The 17,900-nt window shown below is 44.1% G+C and carries 15 protein-coding genes and 1 tRNA gene; 4 read left to right on the top strand and 12 right to left on the bottom strand.

Going from position 1 to position 17,900, the window contains the following annotated elements; genetic code table 11:
- Positions 1–16 precede the first annotated feature (16 nt).
- Complete coding sequence (locus G3W54_RS04515) at positions 17–322, bottom strand: DUF190 domain-containing protein (RefSeq protein WP_162651933.1); 306 nt, start codon at positions 320–322, stop codon at positions 17–19.
- 11 nt (positions 323–333) lie between these two features.
- Positions 334–1,305, bottom strand: coding sequence for a sodium-dependent bicarbonate transport family permease (locus G3W54_RS04510; RefSeq protein WP_162651932.1), 972 nt, complete (start codon positions 1,303–1,305; stop codon positions 334–336).
- A 396-nt stretch (positions 1,306–1,701) separates the two neighbouring features.
- Between G3W54_RS04510 and G3W54_RS04505 the strand changes: the two genes are divergently transcribed.
- Positions 1,702–2,634: a hydrogen peroxide-inducible genes activator gene (locus G3W54_RS04505; RefSeq protein WP_162651931.1), complete on the top strand. Its 933-nt coding sequence runs from the start codon at positions 1,702–1,704 to the stop codon at positions 2,632–2,634.
- A gap of 37 nt (positions 2,635–2,671) precedes the next feature.
- On the opposite strand, the gene G3W54_RS04500 is transcribed toward G3W54_RS04505, so the two are convergent.
- Both G3W54_RS04500 and G3W54_RS04495 read right to left on the bottom strand, forming a co-directional pair.
- Positions 2,672–3,820, bottom strand: coding sequence for a DegT/DnrJ/EryC1/StrS family aminotransferase (locus G3W54_RS04500; RefSeq protein ID WP_162651930.1), 1,149 nt, complete (start codon positions 3,818–3,820; stop codon positions 2,672–2,674).
- 203 nt (positions 3,821–4,023) lie between these two features.
- Positions 4,024–4,809, bottom strand: a complete 786-nt coding sequence (locus G3W54_RS04495) for a DUF2793 domain-containing protein (RefSeq protein WP_162651929.1) — start codon at positions 4,807–4,809, stop codon at positions 4,024–4,026.
- Between the two features lie 397 nt (positions 4,810–5,206).
- Between G3W54_RS04495 and ppdK the strand changes: the two genes are divergently transcribed.
- Together ppdK and G3W54_RS04485 are read left to right on the top strand one after the other, a co-directional pair.
- Entirely contained in the window at positions 5,207–7,921 is a 2,715-nt protein-coding gene (ppdK, locus tag G3W54_RS04490; RefSeq protein WP_162651928.1) for a pyruvate, phosphate dikinase, read from the top strand.
- Positions 7,922–7,928: 7 nt separating this feature from the next.
- Positions 7,929–8,837, top strand: a complete 909-nt coding sequence (locus G3W54_RS04485) for a DUF1499 domain-containing protein (RefSeq protein ID WP_162651927.1) — start codon at positions 7,929–7,931, stop codon at positions 8,835–8,837.
- Here the strand turns inward: G3W54_RS04485 and G3W54_RS04480 are convergent.
- Complete coding sequence (locus G3W54_RS04480; RefSeq protein ID WP_162651926.1) at positions 8,834–9,745, bottom strand: MBL fold metallo-hydrolase; 912 nt, start codon at positions 9,743–9,745, stop codon at positions 8,834–8,836. The two genes, G3W54_RS04485 and G3W54_RS04480, sit on opposite strands and share 4 nt — an antisense overlap.
- A gap of 136 nt (positions 9,746–9,881) precedes the next feature.
- Between G3W54_RS04480 and G3W54_RS04475 the strand changes: the two genes are divergently transcribed.
- Positions 9,882–9,955, top strand: a tRNA-Gln gene (locus G3W54_RS04475).
- Between the two features lie 252 nt (positions 9,956–10,207).
- Here the strand turns inward: G3W54_RS04475 and G3W54_RS04470 are convergent.
- The 7 genes from G3W54_RS04470 to G3W54_RS04440 form a co-directional block, all read right to left on the bottom strand.
- Positions 10,208–11,938 carry a recombinase family protein gene (locus tag G3W54_RS04470; RefSeq protein ID WP_162651925.1) on the bottom strand — a complete coding sequence of 577 codons (1,731 nt, stop codon included), beginning with the start codon at positions 11,936–11,938 and terminating at the stop codon, positions 10,208–10,210.
- Positions 11,935–12,519 carry a DUF2924 domain-containing protein gene (locus G3W54_RS04465; RefSeq protein WP_162651924.1) on the bottom strand — a complete coding sequence of 195 codons (585 nt, stop codon included), beginning with the start codon at positions 12,517–12,519 and terminating at the stop codon, positions 11,935–11,937. The genes G3W54_RS04470 and G3W54_RS04465 overlap by 4 nt, the downstream gene beginning before the upstream one ends.
- Entirely contained in the window at positions 12,519–12,806 is a 288-nt protein-coding gene (locus G3W54_RS04460) for a DUF3489 domain-containing protein (protein WP_162651923.1), read from the bottom strand. The genes G3W54_RS04465 and G3W54_RS04460 overlap by 1 nt, the downstream gene beginning before the upstream one ends.
- Before the next feature lie 799 nt (positions 12,807–13,605).
- On the bottom strand, positions 13,606–14,532 hold the full coding sequence (locus tag G3W54_RS04455) for a carbohydrate kinase (protein WP_162651922.1): 927 nt from the start codon (positions 14,530–14,532) through the stop codon (positions 13,606–13,608).
- Entirely contained in the window at positions 14,529–15,587 is a 1,059-nt protein-coding gene (ugpC, locus tag G3W54_RS04450; protein ID WP_162651921.1) for a sn-glycerol-3-phosphate ABC transporter ATP-binding protein UgpC, read from the bottom strand. Before ugpC ends, G3W54_RS04455 begins: the two co-directional genes overlap by 4 nt.
- Positions 15,575–17,005 (bottom strand): mannitol dehydrogenase family protein, encoded by a 1,431-nt coding sequence (locus G3W54_RS04445; protein ID WP_197742787.1) that lies wholly within the window; start codon positions 17,003–17,005, stop codon positions 15,575–15,577. The genes ugpC and G3W54_RS04445 overlap by 13 nt, the downstream gene beginning before the upstream one ends.
- Positions 17,002–17,898, bottom strand: a complete 897-nt coding sequence (locus G3W54_RS04440; RefSeq protein WP_162651920.1) for an AraC family transcriptional regulator — start codon at positions 17,896–17,898, stop codon at positions 17,002–17,004. The genes G3W54_RS04445 and G3W54_RS04440 overlap by 4 nt, the downstream gene beginning before the upstream one ends.
- Positions 17,899–17,900 lie beyond the last annotated feature (2 nt).

The raw sequence follows: 17,900 nt of genomic DNA, 5'->3' as shown, positions 1-17,900 counted from the left end.
AACCGGAATATAATGATTAGAAACGTTCATCCCTGAGTACTTCAACATCACTGATACTGACGATGCCGATATGATCACCTAGTAGATCAGACAATTGTTCGAGTGCTTTTGTCGCTGTTTCTTCTGTTGTTATGGTGACAATGGTCACCATGTCGCGGCTGCCAGAAATATCAGTGTCACGTGACCACATACCACTGTCACCAAAGCCTGCGAGAGCAGGCGAGACCGTATAGCCTGTTACACCTGCACGTTGCAAAACACGGCCTGCACGTTTGTAGGCAGGTTTTTCAATAATAATTTCAATTCGTTTTTTTGCATACATGTTTTGGGTTCCTATGCCGATACAAACTCAGCGAGCAAAATATAGATTGGAATGCCTGCAATAATATTAAATGGAAATGTTATGCCAAGTGATAATGTTAAGTAAATTCCAGGCTGCGCAGCCGGAAGAGCGAGACGCATTGCAGCTGGCACCGCTATATACGAAGCAGAAGCTGCAAGCACAATAAGAAGCGCCGCATCACCTGTGCTGAGTCCTAGGATGTAAGATGTACCTGCCGCAAAAACAGCAGAAATCAGCGGCATGTATATCCCAAACATGATGGTGGTCCATTGCAATTGTTTCCAACCTTGACGTAAACCACGGCCAGCTGAAAGCCCCATATCAAGCAAGAATAGGCACAGAACACCTTGAAAGGGTGATACAAAGAATGGTGCAATTTTTTGAATACCTTCTTCTCCATTAATCCAGCCGACTGCAAGAGCACCTAGCAGAACAACAACAGATGCATTGAGTAAAACTTCGCGAACAAGTTCACCTTTTTCCGAACCTGCGACGGGGTTACTCTTGTCTCTCTTTACGAGTAAAAGCGCGCTGATAATTGCAGGAGTTTCCATAAGCGCAGCAACAGCTACCAAATGTCCAGACGCTTCAAAACCTGCAAGTCGAATGGCTTCACTTGCCGCAACAAACGTAACAATAGAGATTGAACCGTAGTGAGCTGCCGCTGCGGCGGCATCAATTTTCGATAGACCCGTTGTTACTTGTAACAATCTGAATGCGATAATTGGAAGCAAGAATGAAAGAGCAAGTGCTGCGACAAATAAACTAATGACCTCCGGTGTGAGCGTATTTTTGGACATCTCAACACCACCTTTTAAGCCTATTGCCATCATCAAATAGATGGCAAGTCCTTTTGCAAAAGCTTCTGGTACGGACATTTGAGATCGGAGTAAAGCAGCGCTCAAGCCAAGCAGAAAGAATAGTACAATTGGTGAGAGGAGGGTTGAAAATGCAAGTTCCATTGCTTCGATATATGCCTCTTTGTTATAAAAAACCTGCTTGCACGCGAAATGCAAGCAGGTTGTATTCATGTTATACCAAAGGTCGGGCAAGGCGTAAGCAAAATGGGGGTATCCTTAAGCCCTATGAACCGAACTTCTTTCCATGATTCTGATAGTTTGAGAGCGAACACGTTCTATCAGATAGGCTTCTGTTAATACTCATATACAAAGCAAACGCATCTCGTAAGCATATGTAAATTGTATCTCTAAAAGCGTGGGTATAACATGTTTACTGATGGTCAAACTATCATAGTTTGCTTCATATTTCTTCCTTTACGGAACAGATAAGCTCTTTTCTTTAATAATTCCAATTGATAGAATAAATAATATCGATAGATTATGACTATGGGGACACATATGGTTTTTCGCCCAACGCCAAAACAATTGGAGTATCTAATCGCCGTGGTCGAGGCTGGTCATTTTGGGAGAGCTGCCGATATGTGTAATGTGGCGCAGCCAACCCTGTCTGTGCAACTCAAATTATTAGAAGACCGCTTAGGGGTGCAGCTAATTGAACGAGGGATGAAGCGAGCGTTGGCTACGCCCGCGGGCCTGCGACTGCTACCTTATGCGAGATTGGTGCTTAACACGCTTGATGACATGCGGGCTGCGGCGGATGTATCTTCAAATAATCTAGGTGGCCTTATTCGTCTGGGAGCTGCGCCAACATTTGGACCGTATATTCTGCCCGGTATTTTATCCCGTTTACATGAGCAATACCAAGATTTAGAGATTTATATTCGTGAAGATAGGCCGGTAGAGTTAGAGGCAGACTTGGTCAATGGTAAACTGGATTGTGTGATCACGCCTGCACCAATCTTATCTGAAAATTTACAATCTGAGTTGATTTGTGAGGAGACTATTTTTCTTGGCATTCCTGTTGAGGACCCAATAGCTGAATGTTCGATGATTGAAGTAGAGGCGTTAAATGGTAGGATGATGTTGACCATGGGTAGCGGACACAGACTTTATGAAAATGTGCGAAGCCTTTGTGATAGGTCTGGCGCGATTATGCGAGAAGATTATGAGGGTACTAGTCTCGATGCTGTGCGTCAGATGGTGTCGATTGGCATGGGGATATCGCTTTTTCCCGCAGCTTACATATCATCTGAATTTGAAAAGGCTGAAGGTGTTGCAATTCGTCGGATTGAAGGTAATCCAATGACGCGAATGCTAGCCTTAGCTTGGCGCAAAAACAGTCCTCGAGAAGCTAGCTTTAAAATCTTGCTTGAAGAGTTGCGCGATGCCTGCAAGCGCTTTGCTCCCGAACAAGGAATAAAGCCTTACTAGAATACCCTGAGGTTTAGTTTACGCCTACAGCTTAACGCTAAGACTGTGCTTTTAAAGCGCTATCGATATGTTCGATAATGTATTCTTGGGTGGGTGCGTCCAAATAAGGGTGCATCGGCAGGCTTAAGACATCTTTTGATAGCGCATCAGTTATAGGTAACTCACCGCCTGCAATGATATTATGTCCGTATGCTTCTTGTCTATGCAATGGTTTTGCGTAGTAAACGGCTGTCGGAATGCCTTTGTTCGTCAGGTATTCTTGTAATTGAGCGCGATCAATACCCTCAGGTAAACGCGTGGTATATTGTGCCCAAACTGACATGCGACCATGTGGGATATGTGGAACGGTTACCAAATCTTTCAAGCCATCAGTATATATGCCTGCAACTTTTTGGCGTGTCTCAATTTCGTCTTCAAAAATCTTAAGTTTTTCAAGTAGGACTGCAGCCTGCATAGTATCCAGGCGACCTGTCATACCAATGCGGACATTGTCATATTGGTTTTTGCCCATTCCATGAAAAAGGATAGAGCGCAATTCTTCTGCCAGTTGGTCATCATCAGTGAACATGGCGCCACCATCGCCATAGGCGCCCAGTGGTTTGGCTGGGAAAAAGCTAGTTGTTGTCGCCAGCCCCATTGTGCCTACTGGCTTATTGTTATAGCGAGCACCAAAACTTTGGGCTGCATCTGACAATATCCAAAGGTCATGTTCGGTAGCGATTTTATCTAGTTCCTGATGCGCGACTGGGAGACCAAAGAGATCTACGGAGATGATGCCAGCAAGGTCCATCCCGTTCGCTTTCGTCTCAATAATAGCGGCCTGAAGTGCCTTTGGATCAATGTTAAATGTATCGGGTTCAACATCTACAAAACAAACTTTAGCGCCAAGCCAAGCGACAACTTCTGCAGTCGCCACAAAAGTAAATGATGGGCAAAAAATAATCTGTCCGGGCTTGATACTTTTTGCCATCAGAACCATTGCAAGTGCATCTGTGCCAGACGAACAACCAATCGCATGTTTTGCACCGCAATATTTAGCTAACGCCTCTTCCAATTCGCCGACTTCAGGTCCCATAATGTATCGCCCGTGATCAAGAACGCGGGCCATAGCAATATCTACATCCTTTCGGATACGGTTTTGTTGGGCTGCAAGGTCTACGAAAGGAATATTGGGTCTGTCAGTCATTTATGGTTTTCTTATGATTTTTTACTGATAAGTCGCGAGAATTACTGAGATTTCGTTACGCTTTCATTTTAGTTGCGTCTAGGGCTTTGCCCTAAGTTTCTTTCTGTGACGTTAATTTGACGCACACAATAATTGACTGTTTGAGATATTTTGTGAGAATTTACAGAAATTAGCCATAAATGAGCAATATACGTAGTTTAGTGCTATGTTACGATAGCGCTCGTATCACACCGCCTCCAGTTAGCACCATCACTAAAAGCAATGATCGCACCAGATGCGGCATCTGAAACGTATATAACCTGACCTGATGGGCTTGGAGTAGGTAAACTTGCAGCGTTGAAAGTAGCTAGGACAAGTGGCAGGTTTGTTTCCATATGTGTGTGGTTTGCGGTTAAAGCGGTGGTGAATGAACTTCCGTCTGCGCTTACTTTGATACGGAACTGATCGTCACCAGACAGGCCAAATTCCGCGCGCCCAGAAAAACCTGTTTGGAACAATAAGCTTGCATTATCAGAAGCGGTTGATTTGTTAATTTTTAGTTGGTGGCCATTGCCGACGTTATTAAAGAGGCTAGCAGATGATGAGACTGACAATTTATTTGTTGTATCAGCATTTGTATGGATACCTATTTGTTCAAAACGGGCATTTGAGTTGATAAATTCAGCCCAGGAACTGCCATCAAAATATCGCCAACTGGTTTCATCCACAATGTAACAAAGCCAGCCAATTTGCGGGTCCGAAAACTGGAATGCTCCATCTTGAAAGGTCGCAAGTTTTCCTGTCTTTCCGGCAAAACCTCCCGTTGCAGACGCTGGCACAATATAGCGGCTACCAGCATCTGGAGATGTGGGAGGTGTTGCTAGGTTTCTGCTTTGAACGCTTAATTGAATGATCGCATCAAGCTTTAATAACGCTTCATTATGGGTGACATGTTTTTGCGCTTGTGAGGGCAAAATGAAGGGAAGTGATAAATTGTCTGTTTGGCTCAAGTTCTTGTTCCTTAATTTGTCGTCGAAGAATAAGTTAAAGAACAGGGCGGCGCATAAAAAACCCTAGAAGAGGAAGTAGATTTGAAATGAGATTCAACCTTTTCAGGCCGATAGATAGAATTTTCGTTGATGAAAATATTTTTTTATTCAGTTTTTCTGCACCACCACTAAAACTATGTTATGAGCGGTTCGCGAGGGGTCTCAAACATTACTTTTGTGATAAATATTGATATTTGGTATTTGAAATGGACTAATATTTCCGGGGAGTGTACCTAGATATCAAAATTTTGTTGCGTTGCAGCATAAAAGACGTTTACACAAGTTTGAAAGTTTATTGAGAATATTTCGACATTATTTTGTCGTAAATAATCAGGATCGTTCAAGGAGGGCGAATCTGATGACAGTGTGGATTGAACAACTTGGCGCAGATACTGAAAATGCTTCTGCGAACTCAGACGCTAACTTAGATAGTCTTGGCTACGCTGGCGCACGTCTAAATACTCTTTCATCAAGTGGTTTTCCTGTTCAGTCAGGCTTTATTGTTAAAGCAGACACATGTCGATATTTTCTCGAACATCACTCATTGCCTGATGGTTTTGAAGCCGAACTTGCCGCGGCTGTGCAGAAAATCGATGCGGGTAGATCAGATGCCAGTGACACGGGCAAGCTTCCGCTATTTCTGACACATAAAGTAAGCCCTAAGTCACGAATAGCCGGAATTGTCAGCCCAATTTACCACCTTGGTATGAATGCGCAGAATGCACGAAAAGTCGCAAATGTCATGCGCGAGATAGATCCCGAGTTTGAGGAAATCTCTTCAAGTGACAGCCGAGCTGCCGGACAATTTAGGCGATTCTTATATCAGTTTTCTGAGTTTGCACTGGGTATTACGCCCGACGTACTCGAAGATCTTTTTGATGAACGAAAGAATGAGTTAAATCTCGATAGTGAAGCCGAATTTTCGCTTGAACAGGTGATTACCCTATCAGGCGACTTTCGTGCACTTTTATCAGATGAACATGGGATTGAGTTTCCAGATGATCTCCATTCACAACTGCGCCAAGCCATTATTGCAGCGCTAAAAAGCTGGATGTCACCGCGAGCTGTAATGCAGCGCCAGATTCAAGAAATTGATGACAATGAAGGTCTTGCACTTCTAGTCCGGCGTGGTGTTTTTGCTGATTTTGATGGCAGAAGTGGACAGGGCTTTTTAGATACAAGGAATCGTAAAACTGGTGTGAATGAAATTCGTGGCAAGTTTGGTTGGAACATTGTGGGAGATCAATCTGCGCGAACAACAGAATTTGGCATGAGCCTGACAGAGCAAGAGATTGGTGAAAAACTGAGTCTGTTTCAGGATGATCCTGAGTTGCATGCGAAATTGGCCAAATTAGGTAGAGCTATAGAACTTCACTTTGAGCGATCTCAACGAATTGGGTTCGTGGTCCAATCGGGCGAGTGTTTCATAGGAGAAAGCGTAGATTTGCAACTTTCGGCAATTGCGCAGCTAAGAACGTCGGTTGATCTGGCCCGTGAAGGCATGATTTCAAAGAATGAAGCCATCATGCGTATTGATGCAACTTCATTGGAACAGATACTACATCCATCAATTGATCCGGAAGCCAAGCGTGACGTGATTGGTTCAGGCGTATCTGCCTCACCAGGTGCTGCAAGTGGTGAGATTGTATTCACCGCGGAAGATGCCATCTCAGCTAGTCGGGAGGGCCATAAAGTTATTTTGGTGCGAACGGAAACAAGCCCAGAAGATGTTCATGGCATGCAGCGTGCTGAAGGAATTTTAACCATTCGTGGAGGTATGACCAGCCATGCTGCGGTGATCGCGCGTGGAATGGGTACTCCCTGTGTTTGTGGTGCGGGAAATCTACGCCTGGATTTAGCAAATGAAACCCTTCTTGCCGCGGGTAAGCAACTTAAGAAAGGTGATTTGATAACTCTTGATGGTACGCGCGGGGAAGTACTGCAGGGCGAAATTTTAATGCAGGAAGCTGTATTGTCGGATGAGTTCCGCGAGTTAATGGAATGGACTGATGATGCACGTCGCATGGATGTGCGCACAAATGCCGAAGCGCCGCTCGATGTGCTTGCTGCGCGTCAATTCGGTGCGACAGGCATTGGCTTGTGCCGCACAGAACATATGTTCTTTGAGGGCGACCGAATTCTTGCCATGCGCGAGATGATTTTGGCGGAAACCGAAGAAGGAAGAAGAACCGCTCTTGATAAACTGCTTCCCATGCAGCGTTCTGATTTTATTGAATTATTTGAAGCTGGAAATGGTCAACCAATCACTATCCGCCTACTAGATCCACCATTGCATGAATTTTTGCCAAAGGCAGAAGAGGAAATTCTGCATACGGCAAATGCAATGGGTGTAGATGCGTCTGTTCTGCATCGTCGCATTGAGGAACTGGAAGAATTTAACCCCATGTTGGGTCATCGAGGGTGCCGGTTAGCAATTTCGCATCCAGAAATTACGGAAATGCAGGCACGCGCCATTTTCCAAGCTGCAATTGAAGCGGCGAAAATTACTGGTGCTCCCGTTGTGCCGGAAATCATGGTGCCGCTGGTTGCGCTTAAAAAAGAATTAGACTTTGTTAAAGAACGTATCAATGCTGTTGCCAAAGAGGTTATGGAGGAGATGGGTGCACAAGTGCATTACCTCGTTGGTACAATGATCGAGTTACCACGCGCCGTTATTCGTGCAGATGCAATTGCTGAATCCGCGGAGTTTTTCTCCTTTGGTACAAACGATCTAACTCAAATGACTTACGGAATATCGCGTGATGATGCTTCACCGTTTCTCAGAACATACCGCCAAAAAGCGATTGTAGATGAAGATCCATTTGTTTCACTCGACATGGAGGGTGTCGCCGAACTTATTCAAATGGCGATTGAGCGCGGACGAGCCACGAAGCCTGATCTAAAAATAGGAATTTGTGGTGAGCATGGTGGCGATCCAGCATCAGTAAAGTTCTTTGATCAGATTGGCCTTGATTATGTCAGCTGCTCGCCTTTTCGCGTGCCTATCGCTCGTCTTGCTGCAGCTCAAGCTAATATCGAGGCGCAAATGACAACGTCTAGTGAAGCGGAATAGCAGCAAGATGCCTGTAATTTATAAGCGCCCGAAGTCTGTTGCTGCGATTTGGTCTCGGCGGATCGGATATTTTGCACTTCTTCTATTGATCATTGTTTGGGGTTTTCATCGATTTGGTGGGTTTCCAACTCCGGAAGCCGTGGGAGTGGGACTTGTGGCAAGCACAATTGCTGCATTTGGATTAGGGTTAGCGATTATCGGGCTTTCTATGCTTTGGGCAATTGGCGCTAAAGGAGGCCGAGCTTCGTTTGTCGGACTTTGCCTCAATCTAGTTGCTTTGTTGCCATTTGGTCTGAGTGCATATCGATATGTGTCTTTGCCACAACAATACGATGTCAGTACATCCGAGCAAGAACTTTTAAATTGGCTGCAAGAGCCAAAGCACCCGCAATCGTGGTTGCCGAGAGGATATTCAGGCGAAGTCCTCATAAATCTAAAAAATACCCGGATCTATAGTCAATTATCAGAACGACGTTACCAAGGTGCGATTGATCGGGTCTATCAAGCGGTACAGGACATAGTTATCAGTGAAAAGTTCTCTGTTGTTTCTAGTGAGGGTAATGAATTTTTATCGCCAATAGAAGCAGAGCCCCAATCGAAAAGGCAAACTCAAAGTGGTGAAAATCTGGGTATCCCAACTCCAACTCCAACACCGATTATAAGGTCCGGAGCATCCGACAGCACTGCTGGGTTTCAAGGTACAACAATTCGCATACAATTAACAAAGAAATCATTCATTCTTGGTGTTGAGCAGGATGTCATGTTGCTTCTTACTGAAGATGAATCCGCGACATTTGTGGAAATGCGCTCGGCAACGAGATACGGACCGCACGATCTTGGAATCAATGCTGAGTTAATCAATAGTTTCCTTACTAAAGTTGATAACAATCTCTTGGGTATTGTTGGTGCTAATTAAACTCGTTGATATCTGCTTTTGAGAGAAACTGTATCATTAGTCTTTATCTCCCCCTGTTCGACAAGATCTTCCAAGTGCGCAAGCGTGGAAAGACTTGCGGCTAGTTTTAAGCGCTCATCCAAGTCTTGATAGACTAAACCAATGATTTCAGAGATCAAAAGACTACCATTTTCTTTGATTGCCTCCAGAATCGCCTGCTCACGGGATTTGCGATGTTTATGGAGACCCAACAGAAAATCTTTCGGTGCTATAACTTCTGGTCCGTGGCCGGGTAGAATATGTCTGTCATCTCGATCAATCAGTATCTTGAGCGAAGTCATATAATCACTCATTGAGCCATCAGGCGGGCCGATAAACGATGTTGACCATGCCATTACGTGATCGGCTGAAAACAGCGTTTCGCGCTCAAGATATGCAAATGCACAATGATTGGCCGTGTGACCGGGTGTATGAACAGCTTGGATTTGCCAATCTCCACCATCAATGATTTGCCCATGAGAAAGTTCAACGTCGGGTGAAAAATCGAGGTCAGAACTTTCTGTCAACAGATTATTCTCACCAGCTTGTAAACTTCTTGCGGCTCTATGAGGCCCTTCGGCATAAATTGTGGCACCTGTTAAAGATTGTAACTCTTTCGCCAGTGGAGAATGGTCTTTGTGGGTATGACTCACAAAAATATGGGAAAGAGGTCGCCCTTCAAGCGCATTTAGAATCACTTTTAAATGATCAGAATCAACCGGGCCAGGGTCGATGATAGCCATGTTTTCCTTGCCTATAAGGTAAGTATTGGTACCTTCAAACGTCATTGGTCCGCGGTTATTTGCAGTGATGCGATAAATACCGTCTTCAAGCTCGGTAACACTGCCATGATTTGGTTTAAACTTAGTATTGAAAGTAAGAGTACTCAAAAGACGTAGCCTATTCTCTGTTCAAAATTGCTTTCTTTGGCCTTCATAGACCTTAGTTGCAAATTTTTGTCAATTTTATGAAATATAGTGCTTGTAGGATGAGGATACATTTGCTATTTGCCAATCGCGGTAACGTTGGGGCATGGCCAAGCGGTAAGGCACCGGTTTTTGGTATCGGTATCCCTGGTTCGAATCCAGGTGCCCCAGCCACCGCATTTTTCTTTTTCAGCCGAGCTTATGTCTCTCCGCGAATTTCATAATGAATTCATGGGTTTGTTTTTATGTCTACGCTATAAATATGCGATAAATGGGCGTATTGGCGCGCGAGTTTATAAAAAGTCTCTGTCGGAATGTTTGGAGGTGCAGGTTTGGGAGTTTTGCATCGCGTTGATTGATCGCTGATGCTTAGGTCATGCAAATATATTTATGACCATGGGCTGGGAATAAAATGCAGATCTTAGTTTAGACGAATTTGCGAACCATCTCACGCTGTTCTTCCCAATCAAAGGGAAGGTGTGATTTGAGTAACTTTGCTGATGTGAGGCCATGTGGCTGAAGACCTTGAAGGATAGTATCTGTGATATCAGGTGCTAGGCAGGCCAGTTTGATAAGAAGAGAAACAGGCCTAGCAGTGATCGTTGTTTTTGATTTGATAGAATAGGTTTGCGCAATCTGTTCAGGACTTCTTCCCAATTTAAGCTGATCCATAAAATGATGTGCTTGGGCTAGGTTTCTAACAAGTATCTCATCATGGTTTGTAATCTGATTTCCAATAGTGAATTTGGTCTCAACACCACGTTTTCTGTATTGGAATGGAGTCCCGAACGTGAGCATGTCTTCATTGGTTAGTTTGTGATCGATCGAAAGCTGCGTTGTAGTTTCTTCTCCGTTGAGTTTTATAGTGATAGATCCAGCTTGCAGATCAATGCGCTCGATCAATTCAAAATGGTTGAGTTTCAGCTGTTGAGATTTATCACTCTTGTGCGTAATGGATTTGATGGTTTCCGAGAGTGACTTGACTTGTTCCGTAGGAGCGTTTTCTGCCAGTAACTTGTGTTGGTTCTTGGTAAGGTGATCCATGATTACCATTCCAATCATATCTTCAAAGTGCTTTGCTGGAAGTCGCCAGTTAGGTTTGCTGTTCCCTTTGTTTAATGAATTCGTTTGATCTGACGGTTTGTTGGTATCTTGAATAAGATGGTGAGACACATAATAGCGATAACGCCGTTTGCCTTTCTTTGAGTGGCTCGGTGTAAGGCGGGCACCATTCTCATCAAAGATCTTGCCAAGAAGCTTTGATGGATCAACAGAGCTAGTCTGTTTGGTTCTGGTTTTACGCGCATCCGTTTGTAGTTGAGATTGAACTTCATCCCATATCTCTGGGTTGATGATAGCTGGATGCTGACCATTATAAACTGTATCTTTGTGGCGTATGCGTCCTGCATAGATAGGATTGGTCAGGATGAAGTGAATATGTCCTTTGCCGAAAGATACATCGCCAATCTGTTTCGGGTGCCTCTCACCATCTATGGGCTTCTTGGTAATCAGCCTGCTTTTTGACCGAAGCCCAAGCTTATCAACCTCATCTTTTACCAAACGGATATTGCCGTGTTTCCGATAGAGGCTATAGATGATGCGAATAGTCTCTGCTTCTTTCTCGTCTATTTTTAAACTTCTTCCATCAGCCACATATCCAATTGGCACTGAACCACCCATCCATAGGCCCTTCTTCTTGGATGCTGATATCTTATCTCTAATCCATTCGGCAGTGATTTCTCGCTCAAACTGGGCAAATGACAATAGGACATTCAGTGTTAGTCGCCCCATGCTGGTGGATGTATTAAAACTCTGGGTGACGGATACGAATGAAGCCTCAGCTGCATCAAGCTGATCAACCAGTTTTGCAAAGTCTGATAAGGACCGAGTAAGCCAATCAATCTTGTAAACAATGATCTGATCTACAAGGCCTTCATCAATGTCATTGAGCAGCCTTTGAAGGGCAGGGCGATCCATAGTCCCGCCTGATATACCTCCATCATCATAATGGTCAGGTAGTAAGACCCAGCCTTCATGCTTTTGACTGGCGACATAAGCCGCACACGCTTCCCGTTGAGCATCAAGTGAATTGAAGTCCTGATCCAAACCTTCCTCGGATGACTTACGGGTGTAGATGGCACAACGGATCTTCTTCATTGTGCGGCTCCGGTAGCCACGCCAGCAATAGCATCAGAAGCTTTCATTGGTTTAGATGTACTAAGACCAAAGAACCGTGGTCCTGACCAATGGGTGCCTGTTATCTTCTTGGCGATGGCTGACAGAGACTGATAGCTCTTCCCATCGAGAATGAAGCCACCGTCAGTCACTTCAGCACGATATGGTCTGCCATTCCATTCTCTGATCAATTGAGTACCTGCAGATAGAAGGGGGGGCTGAGAGGTTGGATGTTTTGTAGCGGCTACTTGGCTATCAGGTTTTCCATTTACCGCACTGGGTTCATGCAAGACGCTCATAGCTTGTTTTTGATATGAGGCCTTTAGTTCTTTGCGCAATGCTCGCTTCGATGAAGAACTTAATCCTCCAAAAACTCTGCTTTGTATTTTATGTGCCATGACACGAATTAGAATAGATGATGAGGTGTTTTTAGCTGGAGCAGTTCCAAAAAAGTTCTGCCATTTCTCAACCAATGCTGACCTGTCATACTTAGATATTTCCGCAAACATATCAGCTGCACTTGGGGCATGAATTACTCTGTTTGCTTTTATTTGACTTCGCATCAACTACACTCCTCGATCACTCGATAACGGCGAGTACCTGATCTAGTGAGGTCTGAAGATACATTCAGTTTTTTCTTCTTACGTAATGTCCCTGATATATGTCCGCGAATTGAATGGGCTTGCCACCCCGTGATTATGCAGAGTTCATCAAGAGATGCACCACGTTTGCGTTGTAACGCATGTAAGATGATCTCAGACTTTTTGCGTGGTTTACTAGACGTTTTTTGAGGTTTTGAATACACGGTCCTGTGTTGCGACAAAACTATGTTACCGGACGTGTTGATCATGATCGTTCCTTTCCTGGTCAAGCCACATATGTTCCTGTGCAGCTACCGGAAAGAGCCCGATGATCGGGCAGCATGAGGTATGAATTGCTTCCTTTGGCCCAAAAGTCCAGTCAAATAACACTAGGTGTCAATATTCAGGAGTTCTCAATTGCCAACTCAAGTGATTACTGATGTTGCAATATCTAATCTGCAAAGTCTGCACTGAAGTGATAAGCTGAAATAATAATGCTGGGGTGGAACAGGCACTGTGTGCCAATTGCAGAATATTAGAATCTCGGCTGTATATTTAAGCGTATGCTGCTAATTCATATAAATATTATTATGTCTGTATGCAGGCTTTATCTATTAATTCTTGCATTGAGTTTCATTCTGTCAATGTCACTCCCTGATATTCATACCATAGGTAATTCTCGCTCAGAATCCTGCTATTGAACCGATGCAATGATTGGCTATGTGGAATGTGGTGAAGCAGTTATTTCCGGTTATTTGAAAGAACTTCTGTATAACTTATGGTTAAGTCTTTTGATTTCCCCTATAATCACAGTCCTGCAAATGAACCTAAAATTTACCGTGATATCAATCTTGATGTAAGCACCGATATGCTTGCTAGTTTACTACGTCTATTCTCGCCGACAAATTAAATTAATTATTTGCAGGTGATTGTCGCGTAATTCCGCAATTGGCCAATTCTCACCCTGATAAGGCTGCCTTAGAACTTTTGATCTTAAAGTAACAACAGTTCTCTTGAAATCAAATGAGGACTTCGGGCTCGTGCCTGATGGAGATACTTTAGCCGTGATCAGAGTTCATTTTTCCATGGCGGATTTGCACCAGATCGCGAAACTGTAACAGCAGCAATTTTTGCAGCATATGATAGCGCTTCTTCCAATGTGGCTTGTTCAATATTTTGAAGGGCTGATTTTTCAAGTAATTTTAAACTCGATAGTTTTGCCAAAAATCCAGCATTGAATGTATCGCCTGCGCCGACAGTATCGACAACTTCAACGGCTTGCCCGTTAACAGATACATTCTGACCATTGCCATAAAGAGCGATTGCGCCATCCTCACCCTTGGTAAGAATAACGATGGATGGTCCTAGAGACTTCACATGTTCCAACTTGACATCAAGGCTAGCATTATCTGGAATAATCCAGTTGAGGTCTTCATCTGATATTTTGACGATATCTGCCATTTTCATCAGTTTATTAAGTCTGGCGCGATAACGCCCCTCATCTGCAATGAATGAACGGCGAATGTTTGGATCAAGCATCACGATATGGTCTGGCGCAAGATGTGCAGCTAAATCAGAATAGACGTCTCCACATGGCTCTGATGCGAGACTTATTCCGCCGAAGTAACAAGCTTTATATCCATCGACATTTTCTGGCAATGTATAAGACGTAAGCATTCTGCCTGCTGAATTTTCATCAAAAAATGAATATCTGGCATGCCCATTTTCCAATTGCACAAATGCCAGTGTTGTTGGTCTGTCTGAGCGAATAAGCGGAGACACATCGACATTACTTTCCAGCAGTGACTTGATGAGTTGTTTGCCAAATAGATCTGTTGAGACGCCCGATAGAAGGCCAACGTCTATATCCAACCGACCTAAAGCAATGGCTGTATTAAATATAGCGCCGCCACAGTAAGGCGCAAAAGCCTGTTTACCATCACCAATGTCCGTGGCAATCATATCTATTAGAGCTTCACCGCAGCATAATATCATTTAATGCGTTGCTCGGTTTGTTTATCGAATAAATGAACTCTGCTTGGATCCATAGCAAGGTGAATAATTCCACCTTTTTTATCGCTGCTGAAATCTTCAGCTTTTGCAACGAACTCAACACCATCTTCGCGAATGAGATGGGCAATCACGTGATCACCTAACTGTTCAATAAGGTCGAGCCTCCCGCTAATAACGGCTTCTTCTGGTTTGCAGCAAATAAGATGCTCAGGACGTAGGCCCACAACAATTTCGCCGTTCGAGTTTTTAGGTGTCGGCGCGACTGCTACGGGGCCGCCAACAAAGACGTTTTCTGCATCGGGTTTAACGTCGAACATGTTCATAGCCGGACTGCCAATAAATTTGGCAACGAATAGATTGTCCGGCGTGGAATAAAGTTCCATAGGTTTGCCAACTTGTTCAATCAACCCGTCACGCAACACCACAATTTTGTCTGCCAGTGTCATCGCTTCAACTTGATCGTGGGTCACATAAATCATCGTTGAACCTAGGCGCTCATGCAAACGGGCGATTTCAAGCCGTGTTTGCCCACGTAGCGCTGCATCAAGATTTGACAAAGGCTCATCAAACAAGAACACTTCTGGCTCTCGAACAATGGCGCGCCCAATAGCGACACGTTGTCGTTGGCCACCTGAAAGCGCACGGGGCGTGCGTTGTAGATATTCCTCTATGTGGAGTATTTTCGCTGCCGCATTTACACGACGATCAATCTCATCTTTGGGCGTTTTAGCCTGTTTTAAGCCAAATGCCATATTGTTGAAAACCGTCATATGGGGGTAAAGGGCGTAGGTTTGGAACACCATGGCCACACCGCGTTTTGCAGGCGCAACTTCGTTCACAACGCGATCACCAATTGAGATTTCACCTCCAGAAATTTCTTCCAAACCAGCAATCATTCTCAACAGGGTGGATTTACCACAACCTGATGGTCCGACAAATACAACGAACTCTCCATCGTCAATGTCAAGGTCCACTCCATGCATAACTTTTGTAGTGCCATAGGATTTTACAACGTCTCTTATCGTTAAACCGGCCATCGTTTTTCTACCTCTCTGATGGCATTGGTCATGCCATCAATAAATGCTGGATACTGATTGGGTAATTCGGCCCAAAGCTGTTTTGATTGCGCAAATTTGGCCTCTGCTCCATCAGCAAGAAGCGGTTTTAAATCCTGCCAAAATGGATCGTGATAATTGACTTTGAGCTGTCCGTTGGCAAATCGCCTTGCATAGACATACCAACTTGCGACACATAGATATGTGTGAACAGGAACAATTCCTTGATGCAAACATGATTCTAATGTCGGTCGAATAAAGATGGGCATCTTGGAATACCCATCCATGCAAATTCGCTCCAGTTGATCTGCGATTGCTTGATTGGAAAAGCGAGCTGTGATTTCAGCCAAATAGTCAGCCTTATCAAAGGGCAAATCAATATTTAACCCGGGCAAAACCTCAATTTTCTCAAAATTATCGAAAATAGCACTCAATTCAGGGTCTAGGATGGCTTGATCATAAGTCGTGTGACCTTTGATGGTGCCGAAATAACACAAACCTGTATGTCCACCATTTAAGATGCGGATTTTGGCTTCTTCATAAGGGTCAACATCTTCAACAACTTCGACGCCGACTTTGGCAATATCGGGCATAGGTGCCTTAAAGTGATCTTCCAAAACCCACTGAATAAATGTTTCTGCATGAATTGGGTCATCGTTAAGAGAACCTGTTACGGCAGAAATCTCTCCGCGCAACCCACCGCTGGCGCGCGGTGTAATTCGGTCCACCATTGAACAGGGGAAGCTTACATTTCTTTCCACCCAATTAAGCAGCTCACTTTCACCAAGTTGCTTAAGATATGCGCAAAAACTCCGCTCAAGCATTTTACCATTTGCCCGGATGTTATCGCAGCACAATAGATTAAGTGGATTGCCGTGCGCATGCTGGCGTTTCTTTAGTGCAGATGTCAAAAATGCATATACAGACTGTTTTTCACCACCCTGTAATTCAGCGACAATAACGGGTTCATTCAAATTGAGAGAAAAATCATTGTTGAGATAATATCCACTTTCAGTCACAGTGATGGAGACGACAAAAACACTTTCGCGAGAGATTAAATTTTCCGTAGCTTGTTGATTGTTTGTCCAATCTGAAAACGCGCAATGCGGGCGTATGCGTTGATACCTTTTTTCTCCATCCGGTGTTGTTGTTTTAAGAACATAGCCGCCTTTTGCTTTCGCGGATTCTGCGAAATTTTCAGCTTCTGAAGCGCGTAAGTTTACAGCAGCAATACCCCAACGCAGATCGCCGGACTTCTGCATATATTCATCAATATACACAGCCATATGGGCGCGATGGAAAGCGCCGTATCCGATATGCACAATCCCGATCTCGCATGCAGTTCTATCATAATCAGACGCGGGGATCTCCCGATTTATGTCAACTGACATAACTGTCATGACGAAAATCTTTGTTTTGGTGCTAGTTCACTTAATGCCAAATCACGATACTCCGTTGGTGTCATGTTCTTCATTTTTAAAAAATGTCGATTAAAGTTTGCAAGATTGTGGAAGCCTACTGAAAAGCAGATGGATGCGACTTGCTCGTCGGTAGAGTAAAGCATGGAACAAGCTTGGCTAATTCGAATTCTATTCACAAACTCGACGAATTTATTCCCTGTAAAACGTTGGAAGTTCCGTGAGAAAGCAGCCGAACTCATTCTCGCCATTTCGGCTGCCATTTCAACGGAAATATCTTCTGCAAAATGTTTGGTGATATGATCGATAACCTCGGCGATACGCGCTTGTTTAGAATTGCCCTCTGGTTGCACCATTCCAGCAACAGATAATGGTAGTTTCTCTACGTGTTCATTCACACGTACAAGAAACCGCAAGAATGCAACGATGCGTTCTGATCCTCTTGTGCTTCTAATGCGTTCCAAATGCCCTTTTGCAAAAATTGGATTGAAACCGGTAAATTCAATGCCAGATTTTGCCAGCTCAAACATGGCTTCCATCTCTTGAAATTCAGGGAAAGCTTCTGCAAGTTTATCAACACTCTCTTGGCTGAACTGTACCATCATATCGCGGATTTCAACCGGCTCCGGATGAGCAACTTCATCCGTTACCCAATTATGTGGTAGTTGTGGCCCGGTCATAAAGAGAGACCCCGGTACAAACTCACCTATGTAATCCCCGACAAATGCTTTACCACGTGTTGCCACGACTAAGTGAAGTTCATATTCGGCGTGACTATGCCAACGACAAAGATTGGTTGGCCAACCGTGTTCGAGATAGCGGATAGTTTCCGTCGCACGGTCCACGTATTCCAATTCGGGTAAGAGGATTGACATTT

It is taken from the genome of Lentilitoribacter sp. Alg239-R112 (assembly GCF_900537175.1).
Taxonomy (GTDB): Bacteria; Pseudomonadota; Alphaproteobacteria; order Rhizobiales; family Rhizobiaceae; genus Lentilitoribacter.
The sequence above is the reverse complement of the archived record's forward strand: the minus strand, read 5'-3'. Positions and strand labels throughout refer to the sequence as shown.

Excerpts from the sequence above, each read along its gene's own strand:
- ugpC (WP_162651921.1), bottom strand. The coding sequence starts at position 15,587 with ATGGCCGGTTTAACGATAAGAGACGTTGTAAAATCCTATGGCACTACA.
- ppdK (WP_162651928.1), top strand. The coding sequence starts at position 5,207 with ATGACAGTGTGGATTGAACAACTTGGCGCAGATACTGAAAATGCTTCT.
- G3W54_RS04515 (WP_162651933.1), bottom strand. The coding sequence starts at position 322 with ATGTATGCAAAAAAACGAATTGAAATTATTATTGAAAAACCTGCCTAC.
- G3W54_RS04470 (WP_162651925.1), bottom strand. The coding sequence starts at position 11,938 with ATGAAGAAGATCCGTTGTGCCATCTACACCCGTAAGTCATCCGAGGAA.
- G3W54_RS04445 (WP_197742787.1), bottom strand. The coding sequence starts at position 17,005 with ATGACAGTTATGTCAGTTGACATAAATCGGGAGATCCCCGCGTCTGAT.
- G3W54_RS04465 (WP_162651924.1), bottom strand. The coding sequence starts at position 12,519 with ATGCGAAGTCAAATAAAAGCAAACAGAGTAATTCATGCCCCAAGTGCA.
- G3W54_RS04485 (WP_162651927.1), top strand. The coding sequence starts at position 7,929 with ATGCCTGTAATTTATAAGCGCCCGAAGTCTGTTGCTGCGATTTGGTCT.
- G3W54_RS04440 (WP_162651920.1), bottom strand. The coding sequence starts at position 17,898 with ATGTCAATCCTCTTACCCGAATTGGAATACGTGGACCGTGCGACGGAA.
- G3W54_RS04500 (WP_162651930.1), bottom strand. The coding sequence starts at position 3,820 with ATGACTGACAGACCCAATATTCCTTTCGTAGACCTTGCAGCCCAACAA.
- G3W54_RS04460 (WP_162651923.1), bottom strand. The coding sequence starts at position 12,806 with ATGATCAACACGTCCGGTAACATAGTTTTGTCGCAACACAGGACCGTG.
- G3W54_RS04510 (WP_162651932.1), bottom strand. The coding sequence starts at position 1,305 with ATGGAACTTGCATTTTCAACCCTCCTCTCACCAATTGTACTATTCTTT.
- G3W54_RS04505 (WP_162651931.1), top strand. The coding sequence starts at position 1,702 with ATGGTTTTTCGCCCAACGCCAAAACAATTGGAGTATCTAATCGCCGTG.
- G3W54_RS04455 (WP_162651922.1), bottom strand. The coding sequence starts at position 14,532 with ATGATATTATGCTGCGGTGAAGCTCTAATAGATATGATTGCCACGGAC.